Source organism: Sphingomonas sp. CFBP 13714 (assembly GCF_014842205.1).
Lineage (GTDB): Bacteria > Pseudomonadota > Alphaproteobacteria > Sphingomonadales > Sphingomonadaceae > Sphingomonas > Sphingomonas aerolata.
Genome location: NZ_JACYVG010000004.1, coordinates 157,950 through 183,044 on the forward strand (window position 1 = coordinate 157,950; position 25,095 = coordinate 183,044).

Consider the following 25,095-nt stretch of genomic DNA (forward strand, 5'->3'; position numbering starts at 1 on the left):
TACATCCGAAAGCAGTCATGCCGCTGCTCGTCAAAGGACTGTCCGTGAAAGCACTTATCGCCGCGTTGCTCCTGACCCCGGCCGCGTCCGTGACCGCGTCCGCGCAGACCGCTCCGTCCCCGGCCCCGGCCCCCGCGGTTGCGGCACCGACCCCCGCCACGCCGCCCAAGCTGATCGTGGCGATTTCGGTCGACCAGTTCGCCGCCGACCTGTTCCAGCAATATCGCAACCACTTCACCGGCGGCTTCACCCGCCTGCTGAACGGCGTGGTGTTTCCGAGCGGCTATCAGAGCCATGCCGCGACCGAGACCTGCCCCGGCCACTCGACCATCCTGACGGGCATGCGTCCCGCGCATACCGGGATCATCGCGAACAACTGGGTCGACCAGCGCGCCGGCCGCCCCGACAAGATCGTCTATTGCTCGGAGGACGAGCGCGTCGCCGGCAGCACGCATGACAGCTACACCGTGTCCGACATGCACCTGAAAGTGCCGACGCTTGGCGAGATGATGAAGGCGCGCGATCCGCGCACCCGCTCGGTCTCGGTCGCGGGCAAGGATCGCGCGGCGGTGATGATGGGCGGCCACAAGGTCGACGAGCTCTGGTGGTGGGACGGCAAGACCTATGTCTCCTATGCGGGCCGCGCGGTACCGCCGGCGGTGCAGCGCACGCGCACCGCTGTCGCCGGGCTGATCGCGCTGCCCCAGGCCGCGCTGCCGCTGCCCGGTTATTGCACGGGCGTGAACCACCCGATCGTGATCGCAGGCAAGACGTACGGCCAGGGCCGCTTCGAGCGCGAGGCGGGCGACGCCAAGGGCTTCCGCGTGTCGCCGGCGTCCGATGCCGCGGTGTTCGCGATGGCGGCGGCGCTGGTACAGGACATGAAGCTCGGCCAGGGGCCGCAGACCGACATCATCGACATCGGCGCGTCGGCGACCGATTATATCGGCCACACCTACGGCACGCAGGGGTCCGAGATGTGCATCCAGATGGCCGAGCTCGACAAGACGCTCGGCGGCTTCTTCGCGGTGCTGGACGAGACCGGCGTGGATTACGAGGTCGTGCTGACCGCGGATCACGGCGCGCACGACGCGACCGAGCGGCAGCAGCAGCGCGCGATGCCGATGGAGGCGCATATGGACGAGAATGTGCTCGCCAAGCAGGTCGGCACCGCGATCGCCAAGGATCTGGGCCTGCCCGGCAGCGTCCTGCTCGGGACCGAGGGCGACGTCTATATCGACGATGCGCTGCCCGCCAAGACACGCGCCAAGGTGCTGACTGAGGCGCTGCGCCGCTATCGCGCGCTGCCGCAGGTCGCCGCTGCCTTCTCGGCTGCCGAGATCATGGCGACGCCGATGCCGACCACCCCGCCCGAGACCTGGACGCTGATCGAACGCGCGCGCGCCTCCTTTGCCGAGGGCCGCTCGGGCCAGTTCGTCACGCTCCTCAAGCCGCGCGTGACGACGATCGTGTCGCCCGCCGGCGGCTACGTCGAAACGCATGGCAGCCCGTGGGACTATGATCGCCGCGTGCCGATGCTGTTCTGGCGCAAGGGGATCGCCGGGTTCGAACAGCCGCTGTCGGTGGAAACCGTCGACATCGTGCCGACGCTCGCCGCGACAATCGGCCTGCCGGTATCGGGGCTCGACGGCCGCTGCCTCGACCTCGACGCGGGCGCGGCGAGCACCTGCCCGAGCTGAGGGGGCCCGCTTCCCCGCACCTTCCGTCATCCCGGCGAAAGCTGGGATCTTCCCGTAACGGCCACTCGCTGTCCCAACAGGGAGACCCCAGCTTTCGCTGGGGTGACGGGGTTTCAGGCGCCCGCGCTATCGACCCGCTCGCCTCCGATCGCGGTGGCCCAACTACCGCGTCTCGAACGCCCGCAACCCCGGCCCCAGCCGGTTCGCCCCCAGCGCCAGCCGGTCATGGCTGTAATCCGCCAGGAACGCCGGGCTGGTCGCATCGCCCGGCGCCAGTCGCGCGTCATTGTCCTCGACGCGCAACCCGGTCGAGCGATAGGTCTTCGCCTCCGCCGCGACGACGATCAGACCGGTGTGGTTCTCCTTCTTCCGCCCCTGCACGAAGGTGTTGCGCGCGATCAGCCCGGTCGCGCCTTCGGGCAGGTCGATCATGTAGTTGGTCTTGCGCCCCGCGCTGTCGTCGAAGCTGTTGTCGGTGATCGAGACGGTCGGCACGCGCAGTTTGACGTAATGCCCGCCGGTCCCGCGCTCGAACCGCGAGCGGGTGATCGTCACGCTGCCCTGGTTCGCCAGATACACGGCATGCGAGCAGCTCGGCGACTGGTCGCACTGGCCTAGCCCCGAAAAGGTCGACCGGTCGATCGTGATCCGCTGCTCGCTTGGCTCGCCGCCGAGGATGCCTTCCTGGCTGTCGAGGAACATCGCGTTGACGACGCTGAGGTCGCCCATCTCGGTGCGGATCCCCGCGCCATTGCCGTCGGGAACGCTGTAGCCGCGAAAGACCAGGCCATCGACGACCGATCCCTGCCCGCGCAGCACCAGCGCCGCCTTCTCCTCACACGCCACGCCTTCGAAGATCGCGGTGCCAGGCTTCAGCGCCTTGAAGGTGATCCGCCCGCCCGCCTGCACCGCGCATTGCCGGTAGGTGCCGGGCGCGATTAGGATCGTCGCGGTGCCGAGCCGGATCGATGAGACCGCCTCCTGCAGCGTCGCAAAACCCTGCCCGTCGACGGTGAAGGGCGCCGCGCGGCTCACCGGCGCCTGAGCCGAGGCGGACGCGGCGACCAGCACGAGCAATAAGAGCGATCGGTTCAAGCAGGGCACTCCCTCATCGGCCAGCCATGATTGCGCCGCCACGCCCCGTCCTTAGCGCGGATGCGCCCCGGCTGCCGATAGCGGGGGCCCGCCCCGCGTCCCGCAATGGCGCAGCCTGCAAACGGATCGACTCCGGTTCGACCGTAGCGAAGCATATTGCCGCCGCCTGCCCGGCCGCATACCACCCCGCAGCATAGAGCCGGCGGGGGGGCCCCGACCGCGCGAGAGGGGGAATGCATGCACGCCATGACACCGACGGAGGTCTTCCTCCTTGCGATGCTCATCATCTTCAGCGTCCCCTATCTGGTCTGGCGGCTGGGCCGGACCGATTACTGGGCACCGCTGGTCGTCGTGCAGATCTTTGGCGGCATCCTGCTCGGACCGGGCGTGCTCGGCGCGCTCTTCCCTGAGTATTACGCGACGATCTTCACCCCTGCGACGATCGGATCGCTGAACGGCGTCGCCTGGTGGGCGGTCATGATGTTCGTGTGGGTCGCAGGGATCGAACTCGATCTCGGTGCGGCATGGCGACATCGCGGCGAGACCGCGGTCACCGCCGGCCTCGCGCTGGCGGTGCCGCTCGCGACCGGCAGCATCGCTGCCGTGCTGATGCTGCGCTATCCAGGCTGGGCGGGCGTGTCGGGCGCGCAGTGGCAGGTCATTCTCGGCATCGGCATGGCCTGCGCGGTCACCGCGCTACCGATCCTCGTACTGTTCCTTGAAAAGCTCGAGGTCCTGCGGGAGCCGATCGGCCAGCGCATCCTCCGCTATGCCAGCCTCGACGATATCGCGATCTGGGGCGTGCTCGCGCTGATCCTGCTCGATTGGGAGCGGGTTGGCCGGCAGGCTGGCTTTCTGGTCGGCTTCGCGGTCGCCACCCTGCTGGTTCGCCGACTGATGGCGCGGATCCCGGAGCGCGATCGCTGGTATGTCAGCCTGATCTGGCTCGCCGGCTGCGGGTTCGCGGCGGACTGGGCGGGGCTGCATTTCATGGTCGGCGCGTTCCTGTCGGGCGCGGTGCTCGACGCGAAATGGTTCGACCAGGTCCGAATGGACGACTTCCGCCGCTTCGTGCTGCTCGCGGTGATGCCGGTGTTCTTCCTGTCGACCGGCCTGAAGACGCAATGGGCGGTCGGCGGGATTGCGGTGTTCGCCGCCGCGGCCTTGCTGTTGTTCGCCTCTGTCGGCGGCAAGCTGGCGGGGGTCCACGCCGCCGGGCGGATCCTCAAATGGCGCCCGGGCGAGGCGTCGGCAATCGGCTGGCTGCTTCAGACCAAGGCGCTGATCATGATCATCTTCGTCAACATCCTGCTCGACAAGGCGATCATCACCAACGAAACCTTCACCGCGCTGCTGCTGATGGCGTTGGCGAGCACGATGCTGACCGTGCCAATGGTCGCACCGAAATTGAAGAAGCTTGCGGCATTGGTCGGGCGTAGCGCCTGACAGCCATAAGCATGGCGCCACCCCGGCGAAGGCCGGGGTGACGTCACGGTTCGGGGTTCAGTCCAGGTTCGGACGCAACCAGCGCTCCGCGATCGGCAGGTCGACGCCGCGCCGCGCCGCATAATCTTCCAGCTGGTCGCGGCCGACGCGGGCGACACCGAAATACTCCGCCTGCGGGTGGCCGAAATAAAAGCCTGAGACGGCCGCGGTCGGGAACATCGCGAAGCTCTCGGTCAGTTCGAGCCCGGTCGCGGTCTCGGCATCGAGCAGGTCGAACAGGATCGGCTTGAGGCTGTGATCGGGGCATGCGGGATAACCCGGCGCGGGACGGATGCCGCGATACTGCTCCTTGATCAGCGCATCGTTGGTCAGCTGTTCCTCGGGCGCATAGCCCCACAGCTCCTGACGGACATGCTTGTGCAGCCGTTCGGCAAAGGCTTCGGCAAAGCGATCGGCGAGCGCCTTCAGCAGGATGTCGTTGTAATCGTCATGCCCCGCCTTGAACCGCGCGATATGCTCGTCGATCCCGTGGATGCCGACTGCGAACCCCCCGAACCAATCGCCCGCGGGATCGACGAAATCGGCGAGGCACATGTTGGCGCGCCCCTCGCGCTTCGAAATCTGCTGGCGCAGCATCGGCAGGCGCACGTCCTCGTGCGGCATGTCGTGGCCGCGCGTGTGCGAGACGACCACATCGTCCCCCTCGCGCCGCGCCGGCCACAGCCCCACGACCCCGCGCGGCGTCAGCCATTTTTCCGCGACGATCGTGTCGAGCATCGCCTGCGCGTCCGCATAGAGCGAACTCGCGCTCTCGCCGACGACCTCGTCGGTCAGGATCGCCGGGAAGTTGCCCGCCAGCTCCCAGGCGCGGAAGAACGGCGTCCAGTCGATATAGTCGCGCAGATCGGTCAGGTCCCAGTCCGCGAACACATGGACGCCGGGCTTCGCGGGCGCCCCGGGCTTTAACGCGAAGTCCGCGACGAACCCACGCTCGCGCGCCGTCTCGATCGGGATAAGCTCGCTCTGGCCCTTGTTGGCCCGCGCCACCCTCACCGCCTCATATTCGTCCGCGGTCTTCGTCACGAACTCGTCGCGGATCGTGTCGCTGACGAGCGTCGACGCGACACCCACCGCGCGGCTCGCATCGAGCACATGCACGACCGGGCCGTCATAGGCGGGCGCGATACGCAGCGCGGTGTGGACCTTGGAGGTGGTCGCCCCGCCGATCAGCAGCGGCATCGTCATGCCCGCGCGCTTCATCTCCTCGGCAACCGTCACCATCTCGTCGAGGCTCGGGGTGATGAGGCCCGACAGCCCGATCATGTCCGCGTCATTCTCGTTCGCGGCCTCGAGGATCTTCGACCACGGCACCATCACGCCCAGATCGACCACGTCGAACCCGTTGCACTGGAGCACCACGCCGACGATGTTCTTGCCGATGTCATGCACGTCGCCCTTGACCGTCGCCATGATGATCTTGCCCTTGCCGCGCGCGCCGGGCTCCTTCGCCGCCTCGATGTACGGCAGCAGATGCGCGACCGCCTTCTTCATCACGCGCGCCGACTTCACGACCTGCGGCAGGAACATCTTGCCGCTGCCGAACAGGTCGCCGACGACGTTCATCCCGTCCATCAGCGGGCCCTCGATCACCTCGATCGGACGACCGCCATTGCCGTCGATGATCAGCCGCGCTTCCTCGGTATCCTCGACGACGTGCAGGTCGATGCCCTTGACCAGCGCATATTCGAGCCGCTTGTTGACACCCAGCGACCGCCATTCGGCGGCCGCCTTCTCCGCGACGACATCAGTGCCGCGATAGCGCTCGGCGAGCTGGACGAGCCGCTCACCCGCTTCGGGATCCTTGTTGAGCACGACGTCCTCGACCGCCTGGCGCAGCTCGGGATCGATATCGTCGTAGATGTCGAGCTGCCCGGCGTTGACGATCGCCATGTCCATCCCCGCGGGGATCGCATAATACAGGAACACGCTGTGCATCGCGCGGCGCACGGGCTCGTTGCCGCGGAACGAGAAGCTGAAGTTCGATAGTCCGCCCGAGATATGGACGTGCGGGCAGCGCGCCTTGATCTCGCGGCACGCCTCGATGAAGTCGACGCCGTAATTGTCGTGTTCCTCGATCCCCGTCGCGACTGCGAAGACGTTGGGGTCGAAGATGATATCCTCGGGCGGAAAGCCGATGCCGACGAGCAGCTTGTAGGCGCGCTCGCAGATCTCGACCTTGCGGTCCTTGGTGTCCGCCTGCCCGACCTCGTCGAACGCCATCACGACCACCGCGGCGCCGTATGCCATGCACTTCTTGGCCTGGCTGAGGAACTGCTCCTCGCCCTCCTTCATGCTGATCGAATTGACGATCGGCTTACCCGAAACGCACTTCAGTCCCGCCTCGATCACGCTCCATTTCGAGCTGTCGACCATGAACGGGATGCGCGCGATGTCAGGCTCTGCGGCGATCAGCTTCAAGAACGTCGTCATCGCGTGGTGCGCGTCGAGCAGCCCCTCGTCCATGTTGACGTCGAGCACCTGCGCGCCGCTCTCGACCTGCTGGCGCGCGACCTCGACCGCGGCGGGATAGTCGCCCGCCATGATCAGCTTCTTGAAGCGGGCCGAGCCGGTGACGTTGGTACGCTCGCCGATGTTGACGAAGGACGTGGAGGAGGGAGTGGTCATCGGTTCATTCTTCTGGCCCCCTCCCCCCTCCGGGGAGAGGGTTGGGGTGAGGGGTCGTTGGGGAGGGCAGCGCTCGCGGCGCCCCTCACCCCGGCCCTCTCCCCGGCGGAGAGAGGGAGCAGTGACTATGCCGCCATCGTGAACGGTTCGAGCCCGGCGAGCTTGGTCCGCACCTCGGGCCGCGAGACTGCGCGCGGTTCCAGCCCGCGCACACCGTCCGCCATCGCCTTGATATGCGCAGGGGTCGAGCCACAGCAGCCGCCGAGTACGTTGACCTGCTTGGCCACCGCCCATTCGCCGACCAGCCCGGCGGTCGTCGCCGGCATCTCGTCATATTCGCCGAGTTCGTTGGGCAGCCCGGCGTTCGGGTAGATCATGATCAGCGTGTCGGCGATGCCGGACAGGGTTTTCACATGCGGCCGCAGCTGCTCCGCACCGAACGAGCAGTTGAGCCCGATCGTGATCGGCTTGGCATGCCGCACCGCGTGCCAGAACGCCTCGACCGTGTGCCCCGACAGGTTGCGGCCCGACAGATCGGTCAGCGTCATCGACAGCATGATCGGCACGTCGCGCCCGAGATCGTCGCCCGCCTCGATCGCGGCCATGATCCCGGCCTTGGCGTTGAGCGTATCGAACACCGTCTCGATCAGGATGAAATCGACGCCGACCCCCTCGCCGCCTTCGAGCAGCGCGTCGATCTGTTCGCGGTAGACGCCCTTCAGATAATCAAAGTCGATCTCCCGATAGCCCGGATCATTGACGTCGGGGGACAGCGACAGCGTCTTGTTGGTCGGCCCGATCGCACCCGCCACGAACCGCGGCCGGCCGTCCTTTGCTTCATATTCGGTCGCGAGCGCCCGTGCGATCTTCGCGCTTTCGACGTTGATCGCGCGGACCAGATGCTCGGCACCGTAATCCGCCTGGCTGATGATGTTCGCGCTGAACGTATTGGTCGACACGATGTCCGACCCCGCGTCGAGATATTCGCGCGTGATCGTCTGGGGCACGTCCGGCCTGGTAATCGCCAGAATGTCGTTGTTGCCCTTCTGGTCGTGGCTCAGGCCAAGGTCGCCAGCATAGGCCGCCTCGTCGAGCTTCCAGTTCTGGATCTCGGTGCCGAACGCGCCGTCGGTGATCAGGATGCGCTTGGCGGCTTCCGCGTTGAAACGTTCACGTGGTGTCATCGATTGGACTCCCCCCTCCCGCAAGCGGGAGGGGTCGGGGGTGGGCGCCCGCTATCCTCGGGCGGTATCGTTGGGGGCGAACGCGAGCCCACCCCCGGCCCCTCCCGGCTGCGGGAGGGGTGATGAATTATGCCGCGGCGACCTTTTCGCTCGGCTTCGCGCGGACGCCGAGCATGTGACAGATAGCATAGGCGAGTTCGGCGCGGTTGAGCGTGTAGAAGTGGAAATCCTTCACGCCCCCCGCATAAAGCCGTCGGCACATCTCGGCCGCGATCGTCGCCGCGACCAGCTGTCGTGCCGCAGGGTGGTCATCGAGCCCCTCGAACAGCCGGTCCATCCAGGCCGGGATCTCCGCCCCGCACGCGCTCGCGAACTTGCGCGTCTGCGCGACGTTCGAGACCGGGAGGATACCGGGCAGGATCTGCGCGGTGATTCCCGCTGCGGCCACCCGGTCGCGGAACCGGAAATAGGCTTCCGGCGAGAAGAAGAACTGCGTGATCGCCCGAGTCGCGCCCGCATCGAGCTTCCGCTTGAGGTTATCGAGATCGACGTCATGCCCGCCGGATTCGGGGTGGCATTCCGGATAGGCCGCGACCGAAATCTCGAACGGGTGCAGCCGCGCCAGTCCGGCGACCAGCGCGGCCGCATTCTCATACCCGCCGGGATGCGCCTGATAGGGCTGACCCAGCGTCGGCATGTCGCCGCGCAGCGCGACGATGTGCCGTACGCCTGCCGCCCAATATTCCTCGGCAACCTGATCGATCTCGGCCTTGGTCGCCTCGACGCATGTCAGGTGCGCGGCGGCGTTCATCGACGTTTCGCGCTGGATCCGCGCAACGGTCGCGTGCGTCCGCTCGCGCGTCGACCCGCCCGCGCCATAGGTCACCGACACGAAATCGGGACCGAGCGGCTCGAGCGTACGGATCGCGTCCCAAAGCTGGGCGTCCATCTTGTCGCTCTTGGGCGGGAAGAATTCGAAACTGATCCCCACGTCGCCTGCAAGGTCGGCAAAGAGCGGTTCTTCGAGCGCACGCCGCGCCTCAGCCAGTTGGGGAATAGTGATTGTCGTCATGCCGCCTTCACCTCACGCAAACTCAGGCCAATCCTGCGGCCGAGCCATAATTTCACCGTCAGCTCACCGCCCTCGAGCGTCTCGACGCGCGCGGTCTGCAAACCGGCCGCGTCGAACCAAGCCGTCATCTGATCGTCGGCAAAGCCGAGACGCGTATGCGCATCGCTCAACCGCAATTCCTCGCGGTCGTGGCTCGCGAAATCCGCGATCAGCAACCGGCCGCCTGGCGCCAGCACGCGTGCCGCTTCGCGGACCGCGGCGCCCGGCTGCTGCGCGAAATGGAGCACGTGATGCAGGATCGCGACGTCCGCCGCCCCGTCGTCGAGCGGCAGGGCGTACAGATCCGCCTGCCGTAATTCGGCATGCGCCATGTCGTGCAGCTTGGCGCGCGCCAGACGCAGCATCTCCGAACTGCGATCGATTCCCAGCGCCAGTCGGGCATGTCCACCGAACAGCTCGAGCATCCGACCCGTCCCCGTGCCGATGTCGATCAACGTACCGACCCGCGCATCGCCGAGCATCGCCGCCATCGCCGCCTCGACCTCGCTTTCGGCGACGTGCAGCGAACGGATCGCATCCCACTCGTCGGCATGCCCCTCGAACCACGCCGCCGCGCTCGCGGCCCGATCGGCGCGCACCGCGGCAAGCCGTGCCGCGTCGGCAACCGCCCAGTGATCGGGTTCTGCCCTGGCCCAGCTATCGAGAGCGGTGGCGACAGGGTCGACGACATCGCTGCGCCCCAGCGCGACGAACACCCAGCTGCCCTCCTTGCGACGCTCCGCCAGACCGGCATCGCACAGGATCTTCACATGGCGCGACACGCGTGGCTGGCTCTGCCCGAGCACCTGCGCGAGTTCGCCGACCGACAGCTCCATGCGACGCAGAAGCGCGAGAATACGCAATCGGGTCGCATCCGCCATCGCACGGAAGATTTCGAGCGCCATCGTCATGGGCAGTCATATAAAGAATTCTTTATATGAGGTCAACGCAGGCCGTAGCGTGTCGCTGGAGGAATGCTGACCCCAGGGTCGTCCCAACGTCGACGGATCGGAAACGCTTGGTCCGCGTTCGAACACGCGATGAACTGGAAAGCATCCGGCTCACAAGCGCCAGGTCCGTCCGGATCGACGCCGAATTTGATGATGGGAGTGTTATTCATGAAGAAGTTTCTGATCCCCGCGCTGGTCCTGACGGCCGGCCTCGCAGCGTGCAGCAACAATGCGCAGAACGAGACCGCGGAAGCGGCGAACGCCATCGCGGCCGACGCAAGCGCAACGACCCAGAATGCGGTTGCCGATGTCGATGCCGCCAGCGATCGTGCGCTCGGCTCGGCTGAAGCATCGCTCGACAATGCCGGTGCGCGCATGGACAACGCCGCTGACCGTCTTGACGCCAGTGCCGACCGCGCCGGTGAGCGCGCAGAGGCCAATGCAGACCGTGCGGGTGCTGCGATCAACAACAGTGCCGATCGCGCAGCAGACGCCACGGGTAACGCACTGACCCGCGCCGGCAACGCGATCAAGGACTGATCCCCGTCACGGATCGCCCCGCACCGCGTCGTTCGACCGCGATCCGGTCGATGGTCCTACGCTCCCGGCCTGCCTGGTCGGGACGCGGACTATCGACGGGATTCGCGTCTGGCGGCCGGCTCGGGGCGGTTCTGTCTCTGGCCCTGCTGGGCGCCTGTTCCCCGACTCCGGAACAACCCGGCGCGGTTACGCGGGACGAGGCAGCGCAACTCAACGATGCCGCGACCATGCTCGATGCGAACAGCATGCGCCCCGACGGCCCGCCCCCTATTGGCAACTCGACCGCTAACGGCAAGACACCGTCCCCCTCCCCTTCGCAAAGCGACCAGCTCCAATGATGAATCGCCGCCTCGGCTCGACCGATCTCAAGATCGCCCCCCTCGTTCTCGGGGGGAACGTGTTCGGATGGACAGCGGACAAGACCGCCAGCTTTGCGGTCCTCGATGCGTTCGTCGCGGGTGGCGGGACGATGATCGATACCGCCGACATGTATTCGTCATGGGTGGACGGTCATGAGGGTGGCGAATCCGAAACGATGATCGGCGACTGGCTGCGGACGAGCGGCAGGCGCGATGACGTGCTGATCGCGACCAAGGTCGGCATGTTGCCGGGTGAAGGTGGCGAAAAACTCCAGCCGGCGCGCATCGCGGCAGCGGCCGAAGCATCGCTCAGGCGTCTCGGCACGGATCGCATCGATCTCTATTACGCGCATCAGGATGACGACACGGTGCCGCAGGAGGCTGTCCTCGAGGCCTTCGGTAAGCTCGTCGATGCCGGGAAGGTGCGCGTGATCGGTGCGTCGAACTTCCACGCCGCACGCCTGAAATCCGCGGTGGACGCCGCAAAGACCAGTGACCTGCCGCGCTATCATGTCCTCCAGCCCGAATATAATCTCGTCAGCCGCGAGAAGTTCGAAGGCGAATTGCAGGACTATTGCGTGACCGAGAATATTGGCGTTCTTCCCTATTACGGTCTCGCATCGGGCTTCCTCACCGGCAAATACCGCACGCCCGACGATCTGGGCGCAAGCGTTCGCGGCGGTGGCATGCGCGACCTCCTCGACGGAAAGGGCAAGGCGGTCCTCGAGGCGATGGATGCGGTCGTCTCTGACACGGGCGCCAGCCACGCGCAGGTCGCGCTCGCGTGGCTCCTGGCACAACCCGGGATCACCGCACCGATCGCGAGTGCGACCAGCGCGCGTCAGATCGAGGATCTGCTGCCCGCGATGACGCTTGAGCTTTCGGATGCGCAGCTTTCGGCGTTGACTCTGGCGGGGGCGTGATGCGTCCCGCGCCCGGGTGACCGGGCGCGGTCTATGCCTCAGCGGAAATGGTTCACCAGGTTCGAATAGTCGTAGGGTTTCTGGAAGAAGGCGACGCCGTCGGGCAGACCTGCGGCTTTGCTCGGCCGCTGGCCGGACGTGACGACGACCTGGATCTGCGGCCAGCGCCGGCGAATGATCGCGGCGAGAGCCAGCCCGTCCATCGAGCCCGGCATGTCGATATCGGTAAAGACCGCCGCGACATCGTCACGCGACGTGAGAATCGCCATCGCCTCGTCCGCATCGCCTGCGACGAGCGTCGACAGTCCGGCATCCTCGATCCGCGCCGTTGCGGTGATTTGAACAAGCAGATGATCTTCGACAATCAGAACGATCCCCACAGCGGGGCGTCTGATCAATGGCGGTGCGAACAATGGAAACCCCATACACAAATTCAGGGTCGGCTCACGATCGGTCCGCCTGAGGCAGGTCGGGACGCGTGAGGCGCGAACCCGCTATGAACGGTCGGCGGCGAATTCGGACGCATCGCCGACGCCGATTTTCGTCGCATCACATGCGCCCTGTCGCATTCCTGGCGCGTCCAGCCGTATCGGCCGTTCAGTCGCCGACGAACGTCAGGGCCGAGGTGCGACGCTCGCGTTCGTTGACGATCAACGCGCGGCCTGCGGGGGCTGCGGAACGCTGCGGGCAATCCGCGCGGAAGCATCCGCAACAGCCGATGCCGATCGGCATAGCCGCGCCCGTCAGATCGATACCGCTCGCAGCGACCAGCCCGCGCGCGAGTGCCGCCTCGACCCCCAGTCCGATCGCAAACTCCGCGCGCACCGCCCCGAAGCGGCGCCCCTGCGGACGCACCGTCCGCGCCATCGTCAGCCAGCGCGCACCATCCTCCATCTCGACCAGCTGTACGACCAGGTCCCCCGGACGATCGAACGCGTGATGGAGCTGCCACAGCGGGCACCGGCCTTCCGCCTCGACCAGTGCCGCGCCGCTCGCGCCGGGATAGCGCTTCGACGCCTGCCCGGCGCGGTCGATCCGGATCATGAAGAAGGGGAGCCCCCGCGCGCCCACCCGCTGCAACGTCGTCAGCCGGTGCGCGACCTGTTCGAACCCCGCGCCGAACCGTCGCTGCAGCAGTTCGATGTCGTAACCGGTCGCCTCGCAGCCGCGCAGGAACCGCGCATAGGGCATCATCACCGCCGCCGCGAAATAGCTCAGCAGATGGCGTCGATAGAGCCGCTCGGCGGCCCGGTCGGTGAAGCCTGCGGCCTTGGCCAGCGCATCGATCTCCGCCTGCGCCTCGATCTGGCCAAGCTGGAACGCGACCGCGAACGTCCGTGAGGCGGGATCGAGCACCTCGCTCAGTTGCAGCTGCCGGGCATGGAGATCGAGCCGCCGCAGCGTGTCGGGCAGCACGTCAGCGGGCAGGACGCGGATCGTGATGCCATGCTTGGCGCGCAGACGCTCGGTGATCGCCCCGTAAAGGTCGCCGGCACCCAGCCGCAGCTCGTCCGCCAGCGCTTCGGCGGCGGCGTCGAGATCGGCGAAGTGATTCCGCCACCGCTCGATCTCGCGGCGCACCAGCGCGACCGGGTCGTCGGACGGGGCAATCGTACCATCCCCCTCCCCCATCCGGTCGAACACGCGGGCAAAGGCCTCGGCACCACCGGGCGCGCTGGCCAGCCATTCCTCGACCTCGTTGCGGTCGATCGCCAGGTCGGCGAACATGGGATGCGCCAGACGGCGGCGGATCGCCTCCGAACCGCCGCCCGGTTCGGCCGCAGCCAGGGTGCGCGGATCGAAGTCGAAGCTTTCCGCGAGTTTGATCAATAGCGTTGCGGAAATCGGCCGCTGGTTGCGCTCGACCAGATTGAGATAGCTCGGGCTGATCGAAAGCATCTCCGCCATCGCGGCCTGGGTCAGTCCGGCACCGCGTCGCAGCCGCCTGATCGCGTGCCCTGCCAGTAGTTTGCGCTCGGCCATTCCGCCTCCCCGTCCTTGTCACGATAGTTACAGAGAGACAGGGTCCGCGCAACGCCCAACGACAGCACAACCCGGCCAGGCTGCCGATCATGCTTCCAAACCCCGCAAACCTCAGGCTTTATGATGCCATCGCCGCCCCGGCTGCTCGAGTTTGTAAACGGGGAGACACATTCGCCATGAAGGAGATGGGCATGACGACCGAACCAATGCGCGCCCGCGCCGTTTTCTCGACCGCAGATTTCGAATTGCTCAAGGAAGCGATTGGCGAATTGATCACCAAGGTTTCGGTCGACGACGTCAAATTGAGCCGCCTGAGCGCGCTGTATCACCGGCTCGGCCGGCTCGGCTGACCGCCACCGTTCGACGGGCAGTTCGCTGAGAAGCGCGCGCGTCGGATCGATCGATTTCCTGGGGAGGAAAAGGGCCCATTGGTGCACAGGCATCGATGGGCTTTTCCGCGTCTGGCCGACGCCGCCGTCCTCGCCTAGGAGGCGGTATGGCCGATGGAATTCTCAACAAGATCAAGGACGATATCGTCCTTTACGGGGCGCTTGCCGCCAATCTCGGCATTGCCGTCGCAAAGTTCGTCGCCGCGGGGCTGACCGGGTCGTCGTCGATGCTGACCGAGGGTGTCCATTCGCTGGTCGACAGCGGCAATCAGGTCCTGCTGCTGTACGGGCAATCGCGGGCGAAGCAGGCGGCGGATGCGGCCCACCCGTTCGGCTATGGCCGCGAGCTCTATTTCTGGGCGTTCGTCGTCGCGATCCTGATCTTCGCGGTGGGCGCGGGCGTGTCGATCTATGAAGGGTATCGGCACGTACTGCGGCCTGAGCCGCTGTCCGACCCTCTCATCGCCTATATCGTTCTGGGTGTCGCGGTGCTGCTCGAGGGTACCAGTTGGACGATCGCGGTCCGGGAATTCGCCAAGTCAAAGGGGGATTCGGGCTGGTGGACCGCGATCCACCGCTCGAAGGACCCGGCAGGCTTCATTGTCCTGTTCGAGGATTCGGCGGCGCTGGCGGGGCTGCTGATCGCCGGGCTCGGCATCTGGGCCAGTCACGCCTTTGCCGACCCCCGGATAGACGGCGTGGCGTCGATCCTGATTGGCCTGATCCTCGCGCTCGTCGCGGTGATCCTGGCCCGCGAATCGAAGGGGCTTCTGATCGGCGAACGTGCGGACTCCGCCGTGATCGCGACGATTCGCGGCATCGTCGCGGCGCACCCTGGAATCGCCGCGGTGAACCATGTCCGGACGATCCATACCGCACCCGACAGTATCTTCGCCGCGATCAGCGCGGACTTCGTCGACACGCTGACGATGGGCGAAGGCGAGACGATGATCGAGGCGATGGAAGGCGAGCTCCGCGCTGCGGTGCCCATGCTCGCCTCGATCTATATCCGTCCCGAAAAGCGCGAGAACGCCGTCGTGGTTCACGAGGGCGTCCCGGAGGATCAATAGGCGCGGGCGATCAGGATCCGCTCGACCGCAGGTTGACCGGTGAAGATGCAGGCGCCATCGTCGCATCCGGTCTGGCCGATCGGCGCGTTGCGGATCGTCAGCTTCAGCGCCTTCAACCGCTCGACCACCGAATCGAGCGCCGCGCCCGTCGGCTTCGACCAGCGCACATCGACCCAGCCCGGGTTCTTCACTCCATCGGCAAAATGCGTCTCGAGCGCCGCAAAGTCGTCGATCGGCACGATGTTGGCGCGCAGCCGCTCCACCGACTCGACGTGCAACGTCCCCTGCACGTCCGCCAGCATGCCTGACACCGCTTCGACAAAGGCATCGCGCGGGGTCGCGACGCTGTCGAGCTTGCCGTCCTCGCGGTAGAGACGGTCGCGGCGGATGACCGAGACGTTGCCGCCCGCCATGTCGCGGCCGCCGACCTCGATCACGATCGGTGCGCCCTTCTTGACCCAGCCCCAGCGCTTCGTCGCCGCCTTGGCGGGTTTCAGATCGAGCAGCGCGCGGACCGGCTCGCCGAGCGCGGACTGCTTGGCGAGTTCGGCCTGAAGCGACTTGCAATAATCGACGATCGCCGCGTCGTCGGGATTGTCGCGGAGCATCGGCACGATCACCACCTGCCACGGCGCGATCATCGGCGGCACGCGCAGGCCGTCGTCGTCGCCGTGAACCATGATGACGCCGCCGATCATCCGCGTCGACACGCCCCAGCTGGTGGTGTTGGCGAGCTCAAACTCGCCGGTTGCGTTCTGGAAGCGGATATTCTGTGCCGAGGCGAAGTTAGTGCCGAGGAAATGCGAAGTGCCCGCCTGGAGCGCCTTGCCGTCCTGCATCATCGCCTCGATCGAATAGGTCGCGACCGCGCCCGGGAAGCGCTCATTCTCGGGCTTCTCGCCCGCGATCACGTGGAGGCCGAGGCACTCTTCGGCGAAGTCGCGGTAGACTTCGAGCATCTTGAGCGTCTCGTCGCGCGCCTCGTCGACGGTCGCGTGCGCGGTGTGCCCCTCCTGCCAGAGGAACTCGCTGGTGCGCAGGAACATGCGCGTGCGCATTTCCCAGCGGACGACGTTCGCCCATTGGTTGATCAGCACGGGCAAGTCGCGCCACGACTGGACCCAGCGCGCGAATGCGGCGCCGATGACCATCTCGGACGTGGGGCGCACGACCAGCGGCTCCTCGAGCTTGGCGTCGGGATCGGGCACGAGTCGGCCATAGCCATCCGCCTTCAACCGGTGATGCGTGACGACCGCCATTTCCTTGGCGAATCCGTCGACATGCTCGGCCTCCTTCTCGAAATAGGAAAGCGGGATGAAGAGCGGGAAATAGCAATTCTCATGCCCCGTCGCCTTGATCCGGTCGTCGAGCAGACGCTGGATCCGCTCCCAGATGCCATAGCCCCAGGGGCGGATGACCATGCAGCCGCGGACGCCGGATTCCTCGGCGAGGTCGGCCTCGGTGATGACGGCCTGGTACCAGGCGGAGAAATCCGCCTCGCGGGTGACGGGGAGTGCGCGCTTTATCATGGCGTCGCGCTTATCGCGAACATGGCGCTTCGTCACCCCATCCCACCGTCCCTACCCCCGTCATCCTGACGAAAGTCAGGACCCAGAGCCAAGGAGGGCGCGCGTGGTACCCTGGATCCTGACTTTCGTCAGGATGACGGATGTTTCAGGTGGGATCGCGGGCGCTGTTTGCGTAGGTGCAGGCAATGCCTTCAGACCGCATCCTTCCCGCCATCGGTATGCGGTTGCTGTCGGTCGTGATCTTCGCGCTGATGAACACCGCGATCAAACTGGCCGAACGCCACGGCGCGAGCGTGTCGGAGATCCTGTTCTTCCGCCAGTTCGGCGCATGCCTGCTGGTGTCGGCCGTCATTGCTGCTGGACCCGGCATGCCCTCGATCGCAACCAAGCGCCTGCCCGCGCACGTCATCCGCGCGGTCGTCGGGCTGTCGGCGATGGCGTTCACCTTCAACGGGATCGTCGCGCTGCCGCTGGCGGAAGCGACGACGATCGGCTTCACCGTGCCGATCTTCGCGACGATCCTCGGGGCGCTGGTGCTGCGCGAGCCGACCGGCTGGCATCGCTGGGCGGCGGTGGCGGCGGGGTTTGCGGGCGTACTGATCGTCGCGCAGCCCGGCAGCGGCGATCATTTTCCCTTATGGGGCGCAGGCTGTGCGCTGGCGGGCGCGTTCGGGACGGCGAGCGTGTCGATCCTGCTCCGGCAGATCGGCAAGACCGAAAGCGCGTTGACGACGGTGTTCTGGTTCTCCGCGCTGTCGCTGGTGCCGCTGTCGGTGATCTACGCGCGGGCGGCGGAGTCGCATGATCTCGTGACCTGGGCCTGCCTTGCGAGCGTCGGGATCTTCGGGGGCCTCGCGCAGATCGCGATGACGACCTCGTTGCGGCTCGGGCCGGTGTCGGTGGTGGTGCCGATGGATTATTCGAGCCTGTTATGGGCGACATTGCTCGGCTGGCTGGTGTTCGACACGCTGCCCGCCGAGGCGACGTGGTTCGGCGCCCCCGTCATCGTCGCGAGCGGCCTCTACATCGTCTGGCGCGAACATGTCCGCCGGCAGGACGAAACCGACCGCGCGATCGCCTGACAGTCTCAGGGACGACCCCGCCCGTCATCCTGACGAAAGTCAGGATGACGGAGCGCGTAGGGCGCGCTCCGTCTCTGCCATGCTTCGGATAACCGGGGTGTCGCTAACTCGGGCCTACTCCGCCGCCTGCGCGAGCGGGGCCGGATCCTTCCAGACCAGTACGGGTTTGCGCGCCGCGAGCGTCTCGTCGAGCCGCGCGCGGGGGGCGAAGTGCGGGGCGGTCTTGAGGCTGGGGTCGCCGGCCTTGGCGCGTTCGGCGACCGAGCGCAGCGCGGCGATGAACTGGTCGAGCGCCGCCTTCGACTCGGTCTCGGTCGGCTCGACCAGCATCGCGCCGTGGACGACGAGCGGGAAGTACATCGTCATCGGGTGGAAGCCCTCGTCGATCAGCCCCTTGGCGACGTCGATCGTCGAGAAGCCCTCGGCGAGCCCCGAGTCGGAGAACAGCGCCTCGTGCATGCACGGACCCGACGGGCCGAACGGCGCGTCGAGCGTGTCGTCGAGGCTGCGCAGGATGTAGTTCGCGTTGAGCACCGCATCCTCCGACACCTGGCGCAGGCCGTCCGCGCCGTGGCTGAGGATGTAGGTCAGCGCGCGCGTGAACATGCCCATCTGGCCGTGGAACGCGACCATCCGGCCGAAGCTGCCGGCATGATGCTCGCCCGCGGTTTCTTCCTCGACGAGGACGAACTGCCCATCCTGATTTTCGACGAACGGGAGCGGAGCGTAGGGCGTGAGCGCCGCCGAGAACACCACCGGACCCGAGCCCGGGCCGCCGCCGCCATGCGGGGTCGAGAAGGTCTTGTGCAGGTTGATGTGCATCGCGTCGATGCCGAGATCGCCCGGGCGGACGCGGCCAACGATCGCGTTGAAGTTCGCGCCGTCGCAATAGACGAAGCCGCCGGCCGCATGCACCGCGTCCGAAATCTCGCGCATGTCGCGCTCGAACAGCCCGCAGGTGTTGGGGTTGGTAATCATCACGCCCGCGACGTCGGGGCCGAGCCGGGCCTTCAGCGCGGCGGTGTCGACGCGGCCCTCGGCGGTGGCGGGGATATCCTCGACGCCATAGCCCGCGAATGCCGCGGTGGCGGGGTTGGTGCCGTGCGCGCTCTCGGGGACGAGGATGACCTTGCGGTGCCCCTCACCCTTGGCCTCAAGCGCAGCGCGGATCGCGAGGATCCCGCAGAGCTCGCCATGCGCGCCCGCCTTGGGGCTCATCGCGACCGAGGTCATGCCGGTGAGCGTGACGAGCCAGTGGGCGAGCTGGTGGATGACCTCGAGCGCGCCCTGCACGGTATCGACCGGCTGGAGCGGGTGGACGTCGGAGAAGCCGGGCAGCCGCGCCATCTTCTCGTTGAGGCGCGGATTGTGCTTCATCGTGCAACTGCCAAGCGGGAAGAAGCCGAGGTCGATGCCGTAATTCTGGCGCGACAGGCGCGTGTAATGGCGGACGGTCTCGGGTTCCGACAGACCGGGAAGGCCGATCGGGGCCTTGCGTGCCAGCGCGCCGAGCTTGCTGGTCGTCGCGCGGGCGGGCATGTCCGCGAAGTCGACGCCGGTGGTGTGGCTGTCGCCGATCTCGAAGATCAGCGCTTCCTCCAGCATCAGCGCCTTGTTGCCGGTGACGCTGGCGGGGACATTGCCCTTGCCCTGCTCGGGCGCGGTCGGGCGCCAGCCGCTCTGGTTGATGCTCATGCCAGTATCTCCCCAAGTACGGTGGATAGTGCGGACGCAAGCGTTTCGACGTCCTCCGCGGTGGTCGTTTCGGTCACCGCGACGACGAGGCCGTTCGCAAGATCGCCCTTGCCCGGATAGAGTCGCCCGAGCGAGACGCCCGCAAGGATGCCGCGATCGGCGAGCGTGCGGACGACGGGGCGCGCCTCGACGGGCAGCTTCAACGTGAATTCGTTGAAGAAGCTGTCGTTGATCAGTTCGACGCCGGGGATCTGCGACAGTCGCTCGGCGGCGGCCACGGCACCCGCATGGTTCACCTCGGCCAGCTGGCGCAGGCCCGCTTCGCCGAGCAGCGTCATGTGGATCGAGAAGGCCAGCGCGCAGAGCCCCGAGTTGGTGCAGATGTTCGACGTCGCCTTTTCCCGGCGGATATGCTGCTCGCGCGTCGACAGAGTCAGCACGAAGCCGCGTCGGCCATCGGCGTCGACGGTTTCGCCACAGAGCCGGCCGGGCATCTGGCGGACATATTTGTCCTTGCACCCGAACAGGCCGACATAGGGCCCGCCGAACTGGAGGCCGACGCCGAGCGACTGCCCCTCGCCGACGACGATGTCCGCGTCCATCTCGCCGGGCGAGGTGATCGCGCCGAGCGCGACGGGCTCCGTGACGACGGCGATCAGGAGTGCCTTCTTCGCGTGACAAGCATCCGCCAGCGGACGCAGATCGGCGATGCGGCCGAGGATGTCGGGATATTGGACGACCACGCACGACGTGTCGTCGTCGATCTTCGCGATCAGCCGGTCGAGGTCCATCTCGGGCACCAGCCGCGGGTCGGTCGTGTCGAGCACGTCACCGGTGAACCTGGCCATCGTGTTCGACACCGACACGTAATGCGGGTGCAGCCCCGCCGACAGGATCGCCTTGCCGCGCTTTGTGATGCGACGTGCCATCACGATCGCTTCCCAGCACGCGGTCGAGCCGTCGTACATCGACGCATTGGCGACGTCGGTGCCGAGCAGCCGCGCGACCTGCGTCTGGAACTCGAACAGCATCTGCAGCGTGCCCTGCGCGATCTCGGGCTGGTAGGGCGTGTAGGCGGTCAGGAACTCGCCGCGCTGGATCAGGTGATCGACGCTGGCGGGGACGTGATGCTTGTACGCGCCGCAGCCGAGAAAGAACGGGGCTTCGCCCGCGGTGAGGTTCTTCTTGGCGAGCGCCGACATGTGGCGTTCGACCGCCATTTCGGAGGCATGCATCGGCAGGTCGCGGACGGGGCCGTCGAGGCGGGCGGCTTCGGGCACGTCGACGAACAGGTCGTCGATCGTCGCGGCGCCGATGACGGCGAGCATCGCCTCGCGGTCGGGCTGGGTCAGGGGAAGGTAGCGCATGGAACTCTCCTTGCCCCTCCCCTTCAGGGGAGGGGTTGGGGGTGGGGCGTTTCCACAGGCGGCGCGTCGGTCGCACTGCCCCACCCCAACCCCTCCCCTGAAGGGGAGGGGCTTTGACGAATTAAAGCCCTTCGACGAACGCCGCGTAGGCAGCTTCGTCCATCAGGCTGTCGAGTTCGCTCGGATCGCTGAGCGTCAGCTTGAAGAACCAGCCGGCGGCTTCGGCGTCCGAATTCACCAGGCTCGAATCGTCTGCGAGCGCGGCGTTGCCCTCGATGACGGTGCCCGACACCGGCGAATAGACGTCCGACGCGGCCTTGACCGATTCGACGACCGCGGCATCGGCGCCCTTGGTCAGCTGCTTGCCGGCCTCGGGAACCTCGACGAACACGACGTCGCCAAGCTGGCTCTGCGCATATTCGCTGATGCCGACCGTGCCGACGTCACCGTCAACATCGACCCACTCATGATCCTGCGTAAAATAACGGCTCATATCACTTGGCTCCTGCGCGGACGTAGCGGTGGGGAATGAAGGGCATCGCGGTGACGGTCGCACTATGGACCTTGCCGCGCTGTGCGATCTCGATGCGGGTGCCAGGCGTCGCCAGCGCGAGCGGCACATAGGCCATCGCGATCGGCTTCCCGAGCGTCGGTGCGAACCCGCCGCTGGTGAGGCGGCCGATCGTAGCGCCGGTGTCGTCGATCACCTCGGACCCCTCGCGTGCGGGCTGGCGGCCCTCGACGATCAGGCCGACGCGCTTGGTGGCGGGGCCATTCTCGCGCTGGGAGAGGATACGCTGGGCGCCGGGGAAGTCGGCGGCCTCACGGCGACGCTTGGACAGCGCAAAGCCGAGATCGGCCATCACCGGCGTGGTCTCGGGATCGAGGTCGTGGCCGTAGAGCGGCAAACCGGCTTCGAGACGCAGCGAATCGCGTGCACCAAGGCCGATCGGCTTGATCTCGGGCAGTGCGAGCAGCGCGTCGGCGAACGCGACGGCATGCTCGGCGGGGATCGAGATCTCGACGCCGTCCTCGCCGGTATAGCCCGATCGGCTGATCCAGAGCGGCACGTCGTTCCAGTGGAACGCGCCCGCGGTCATGAACACGAGGCCGTCGATGCCGGGGACAATCTGAGCAACCGCCGCGACCGCCTTGGGGCCCTGCACTGCGAGCAGCGCCTGATCCTCGAGGATGTTGATCGTGACGTCGTCGGGCAGATGCTCGATCAGATAGCTGACATCGTCATATTTGGTCGCGCCGTTGACGACGACATAGAAGCTGCCGCTCGCGGTCGGCGACGGGTGGAGCGGGTCGTACGCCTCGGGCTCGACGTCCTGCACCGAGAAGGGCGAGGGCTGATCGTCGGGCAGCCGCGTCGCCATCAGGTCGTCGAGGATGCCGCCATCCTGCGCGAGCAGCAGCGAATAGCGCATCTTGCCCTCGCCAAGCCCGGCGATGTCGCCCGGCAGCACGGTTTCGAGCGCGCTCGCGACGCCTTCGCCCGAGAAGACGAGCTGCCCCATGTGGCTGACGTCGAACAGGCCGGCCGATTCGCGCGTCCAGGCGTGTTCGGCCATGATGCCGTCATACTGGATCGGCATCTGATAGCCGGCGAATTCGACCATCCGTGCGCCGTTCGCACGGTGCCACGCGTCGAGCGGCAATGGCAGCACCTCGGGCTCGACGTAATCGTCGGCCTCGTCGATGATGCTGGCATAGTCTCGAATGTCGGCGTCGCTCATGTCGGTCTCCGTCGAAGGGGCGCGCGGCACCCTGTGGTGCTGCGATCCGACCCCCTCTGTCACGGAACCTGAGAGCTTTCACCGCCTGATTGGCGGCTTACCCCTTCGGTGGCCCTCGGCGCGGACGCCAGGACGCTTTCCAGAGTGTCGATCAGCCCTGCGCGGTCTCTGGTGCCTGAGAGATTCCGGGGTGGTTGCTCCTTCGGCGGCCCCCTGCCCCTTTCAGGGCCGATCCTAAAAGGACCAGGAAACGCTCTCCCGCGCGGTGCCATGCCGGTTGCCCGGCATCGACGCGTCAAGCTGTGCCGCGCCGCACAATCTTAGTCAATCGGCGGTTTGGCGTGATCGTTCTTTTGCTGCGATCGCGGCGGCCTCATGCCCCGTCATCCTGACGAAAGTCAGGATCCAGGATCACGCACGGGCCGCAGCTTGGCTCTGGATCCTGACTTTCGTCAGGATGACGGGATGGTGGGGACTCAGCGGGTGGCGTTGTACTTCAGCTGGTCGGCGGTCAGCTGGAACCCGACCAGCGTCTCGAAGCTGGCGCGCAGTACCGCCTGCCGCACCTCGGGCGTGCTCAGCGGGTCGACCGCCGCATCCTCGTCACCGGCCTTGCGCTTGCGCGTCAGCTTCTCGCGCACGTCCGCCGACAGCGTTGCCGCCGCGCGCGTGATCGTCGCGGTGCCCTGGGCATTCGCCTCCGCCCGCAACTGGCCGGCGTCGAAGTGCAGCGTCACACGGCCGACGCGCTTGGCGACGACCGCGCTGCCGCCGCGCACCACGGTCACGAAATAGGGCAGCACGACGTCGCGCGCCGCATCGGCCCGCGCACGCCGCGCCTGGACGGTGAACGTCACATTCGTGAGGATCGGGTCGTTCGCGTCGACGCAGGTCGAACGGACATTGGTCATCAGCGCGGTGACGTCGATCGCCGACTGGTCGCGGCTGGTGACGGGGTCGAACACGGTGATGTCCCCGGTCGCGGCGGGCACCGCCACGGTCGGGCACGCGGTGCGGATCGCGGAGATGCCGCCGGTCGCGTCGATCTCTCCCTTGGAAGCGCAACCGCCCAAGGCGAGCGCGAGGATCGAAACGGCAAGGATGGGGGCTTTCACGGGGACGCGTACCTTCTCGAACGAGCGAAAGGGCCTGCGCAACCGCACCGGCCCCTGTCACCGCGCACCATAGGAACCGGCTTTCGTCCAGGCAAGCAATCGCGTAGAGCCCGACGACTATGAGCATCCCCCCAGAGCCCATCGCAACCCCCGCAACCACGGTCGCAGAGCCGGCCGTGCGCGGCGACAAACCCGCGCTCGAACTGCTGATCGCGGCGCCGCGCGGCTTCTGCGCCGGCGTCGACCGCGCGATCCGCATCGTCGAACTGGCGATCGAGAAGCACGGCGCGCCGGTCTATGTCCGCCACGAGATCGTCCACAACAAGTTCGTCGTCGACACGCTGAAGGCGCAGGGCGCGGTGTTCGTCGAGGATCTGAGCGAGGTGCCCGACGATGCACCGGTGGTGTTCTCCGCGCACGGCGTCCCCAAGTCGGTGCCGCTCGACGCACAGGCACGCGGGCTCGAATATCTCGATGCGACCTGCCCGCTGGTCTCGAAGGTCCATCGCCAGGCCGAGCGGCTGGTCGCGCAGGGGCGGCACATCGTGTTCATCGGCCATGCCGGCCATCCCGAGGTTATCGGCACCTTCGGCCAGGTGCCCGAGGGCGCGATGTCGCTGATCGAAACGGTCGAAGATGCGGAAGTCTTCGCGCCGGTCGACCCCGCCAATCTCGCCTTCCTGACGCAGACCACGCTGTCGGTCGACGACACCGCGGCGGTCGTCGCGACGCTGCAGCGACGCTTCCCCGAGATGCTGCCGCCGCGCGGCGAGGACATCTGCTACGCGACCTCGAACCGCCAGGCTGCGGTCAAGGCGATCGCGCATGGGTGCGACGCGATGCTGGTGATCGGCGCGCCCAATTCGTCCAATTCAGTGCGGCTGGTCGAGGTGGCGCAGCGCGAGGGCACGCCCGCGATGCTGATCCAGCGTGCCAGCGACCTCGACTGGAATTTCCTCGCCGGAGTCGGCACGCTCGGCATCACCGCAGGCGCGTCCGCGCCCGAGCTGCTGGTCCGCGAACTCGTCACGCGCCTTGCCGAGCGGTTCGAGGTGTCCGAGCGCGAGGTCGAGACGACGCGCGAGACGATCGCCTTCAAGCTGCCCCGCGGGCTCGAAGCCGCCGCCTAG

The 25,095-nt window shown here is 66.9% G+C and carries 21 protein-coding genes and 2 riboswitches; of the genes, 8 read left to right on the forward strand and 13 right to left on the reverse strand.

Annotated features, from left to right (window positions below):
• Positions 1-17: 17 nt before the first annotated feature.
• Positions 18-1,700, forward strand: coding sequence for an alkaline phosphatase family protein (locus tag IFT54_RS10910; protein WP_192070804.1), 1,683 nt, complete (start codon positions 18-20; stop codon positions 1,698-1,700).
• Between the two features lie 162 nt (positions 1,701-1,862).
• Here the strand turns inward: IFT54_RS10910 and IFT54_RS10915 are convergent, their stop codons facing one another.
• A complete protein-coding gene (locus tag IFT54_RS10915; RefSeq protein WP_192070649.1) occupies positions 1,863-2,795 on the reverse strand; it encodes a right-handed parallel beta-helix repeat-containing protein in 933 nt (310 codons plus the stop codon).
• 237 nt (positions 2,796-3,032) lie between these two features.
• On the opposite strand from IFT54_RS10915, the gene IFT54_RS10920 reads away from it, so the two are divergent.
• Complete coding sequence (locus IFT54_RS10920) at positions 3,033-4,241, forward strand: cation:proton antiporter (protein ID WP_192070650.1); 1,209 nt, start codon at positions 3,033-3,035, stop codon at positions 4,239-4,241.
• Between the two features lie 57 nt (positions 4,242-4,298).
• Here the strand turns inward: IFT54_RS10920 and metH are convergent, their stop codons facing one another.
• The 4 genes from metH to IFT54_RS10940 all read right to left on the reverse strand — a co-directional run bounded on the left by metH (position 4,299) and on the right by IFT54_RS10940 (position 10,132).
• The gene (metH, locus tag IFT54_RS10925; protein WP_192003046.1) at positions 4,299-6,926 is read right to left on the reverse strand and encodes a methionine synthase; all 2,628 of its coding nucleotides are present in this window, start codon (positions 6,924-6,926) and stop codon (positions 4,299-4,301) included.
• A gap of 125 nt (positions 6,927-7,051) precedes the next feature.
• A complete protein-coding gene (locus tag IFT54_RS10930) occupies positions 7,052-8,110 on the reverse strand; it encodes a homocysteine S-methyltransferase family protein (RefSeq protein WP_031396518.1) in 1,059 nt (352 codons plus the stop codon).
• A 127-nt stretch (positions 8,111-8,237) separates the two neighbouring features.
• Positions 8,238-9,182, reverse strand: a complete 945-nt coding sequence (gene metF, locus IFT54_RS10935) for a methylenetetrahydrofolate reductase [NAD(P)H] (RefSeq protein WP_107045344.1) — start codon at positions 9,180-9,182, stop codon at positions 8,238-8,240.
• On the reverse strand, positions 9,179-10,132 hold the full coding sequence (locus tag IFT54_RS10940; protein WP_192070651.1) for an ArsR/SmtB family transcription factor: 954 nt from the start codon (positions 10,130-10,132) through the stop codon (positions 9,179-9,181). Before IFT54_RS10940 ends, metF begins: the two co-directional genes overlap by 4 nt.
• Positions 10,133-10,339: 207 nt before the next feature.
• Between IFT54_RS10940 and IFT54_RS10945 the strand changes: the two genes are divergently transcribed.
• Positions 10,340-10,711 carry a hypothetical protein gene (locus IFT54_RS10945; RefSeq protein WP_031396521.1) on the forward strand — a complete coding sequence of 124 codons (372 nt, stop codon included), beginning with the start codon at positions 10,340-10,342 and terminating at the stop codon, positions 10,709-10,711.
• A gap of 334 nt (positions 10,712-11,045) precedes the next feature.
• Positions 11,046-11,993: an aldo/keto reductase gene (locus tag IFT54_RS10950; RefSeq protein ID WP_192070652.1), complete on the forward strand. Its 948-nt coding sequence runs from the start codon at positions 11,046-11,048 to the stop codon at positions 11,991-11,993.
• A gap of 38 nt (positions 11,994-12,031) precedes the next feature.
• Here the strand turns inward: IFT54_RS10950 and IFT54_RS10955 are convergent, their stop codons facing one another.
• Entirely contained in the window at positions 12,032-12,373 is a 342-nt protein-coding gene (locus IFT54_RS10955; protein WP_342354808.1) for a response regulator, read from the reverse strand.
• Positions 12,374-12,590: 217 nt separating this feature from the next.
• Positions 12,591-13,976: a helix-turn-helix domain-containing protein gene (locus IFT54_RS10960; RefSeq protein WP_192070654.1), complete on the reverse strand. Its 1,386-nt coding sequence runs from the start codon at positions 13,974-13,976 to the stop codon at positions 12,591-12,593.
• 191 nt (positions 13,977-14,167) lie between these two features.
• Between IFT54_RS10960 and IFT54_RS10965 the strand changes: the two genes are divergently transcribed.
• Both IFT54_RS10965 and IFT54_RS10970 read left to right on the forward strand, forming a co-directional pair.
• Positions 14,168-14,326 (forward strand): hypothetical protein, encoded by a 159-nt coding sequence (locus IFT54_RS10965; RefSeq protein ID WP_166746134.1) that lies wholly within the window; start codon positions 14,168-14,170, stop codon positions 14,324-14,326.
• Positions 14,327-14,472: 146 nt separating this feature from the next.
• Positions 14,473-15,435 (forward strand): cation diffusion facilitator family transporter, encoded by a 963-nt coding sequence (locus IFT54_RS10970; protein WP_192070655.1) that lies wholly within the window; start codon positions 14,473-14,475, stop codon positions 15,433-15,435.
• Here IFT54_RS10970 and IFT54_RS10975 read toward each other — a convergent pair.
• Positions 15,429-16,964 (reverse strand): aminoacyl--tRNA ligase-related protein, encoded by a 1,536-nt coding sequence (locus IFT54_RS10975; RefSeq protein WP_192070656.1) that lies wholly within the window; start codon positions 16,962-16,964, stop codon positions 15,429-15,431. The two genes, IFT54_RS10970 and IFT54_RS10975, sit on opposite strands and share 7 nt — an antisense overlap.
• Positions 16,965-17,149: 185 nt before the next feature.
• Between IFT54_RS10975 and IFT54_RS10980 the strand changes: the two genes are divergently transcribed.
• The gene (locus IFT54_RS10980; protein WP_192070657.1) at positions 17,150-18,046 is read left to right on the forward strand and encodes a DMT family transporter; all 897 of its coding nucleotides are present in this window, start codon (positions 17,150-17,152) and stop codon (positions 18,044-18,046) included.
• Positions 18,047-18,160: 114 nt separating this feature from the next.
• Here IFT54_RS10980 and gcvPB read toward each other — a convergent pair whose 3' ends face one another.
• The 5 genes from gcvPB to IFT54_RS11005 form a co-directional block, all read right to left on the reverse strand.
• A complete protein-coding gene (gcvPB, locus tag IFT54_RS10985; RefSeq protein WP_192070658.1) occupies positions 18,161-19,741 on the reverse strand; it encodes an aminomethyl-transferring glycine dehydrogenase subunit GcvPB in 1,581 nt (526 codons plus the stop codon).
• Positions 19,738-21,108, reverse strand: coding sequence for an aminomethyl-transferring glycine dehydrogenase subunit GcvPA (gene gcvPA / locus IFT54_RS10990; protein WP_192070659.1), 1,371 nt, complete (start codon positions 21,106-21,108; stop codon positions 19,738-19,740). Before gcvPA ends, gcvPB begins: the two co-directional genes overlap by 4 nt.
• Positions 21,109-21,229: 121 nt before the next feature.
• The gene (gene gcvH / locus IFT54_RS10995) at positions 21,230-21,601 is read right to left on the reverse strand and encodes a glycine cleavage system protein GcvH (RefSeq protein ID WP_031395016.1); all 372 of its coding nucleotides are present in this window, start codon (positions 21,599-21,601) and stop codon (positions 21,230-21,232) included.
• 1 nt (position 21,602) lies between these two features.
• Positions 21,603-22,850 (reverse strand): glycine cleavage system aminomethyltransferase GcvT, encoded by a 1,248-nt coding sequence (gene gcvT / locus IFT54_RS11000; RefSeq protein WP_183937102.1) that lies wholly within the window; start codon positions 22,848-22,850, stop codon positions 21,603-21,605.
• A 46-nt stretch (positions 22,851-22,896) separates the two neighbouring features.
• Positions 22,897-23,002: riboswitch (glycine riboswitch) on the reverse strand.
• A riboswitch (glycine riboswitch) is annotated at positions 23,003-23,121 on the reverse strand.
• 205 nt (positions 23,122-23,326) lie between these two features.
• Entirely contained in the window at positions 23,327-23,965 is a 639-nt protein-coding gene (locus IFT54_RS11005) for a hypothetical protein (RefSeq protein ID WP_244180356.1), read from the reverse strand.
• Between the two features lie 176 nt (positions 23,966-24,141).
• Here IFT54_RS11005 and ispH point away from each other — a divergent pair, with 176 nt between their 5' ends.
• Complete coding sequence (gene ispH, locus IFT54_RS11010; RefSeq protein ID WP_342354809.1) at positions 24,142-25,095, forward strand: 4-hydroxy-3-methylbut-2-enyl diphosphate reductase; 954 nt, start codon at positions 24,142-24,144, stop codon at positions 25,093-25,095.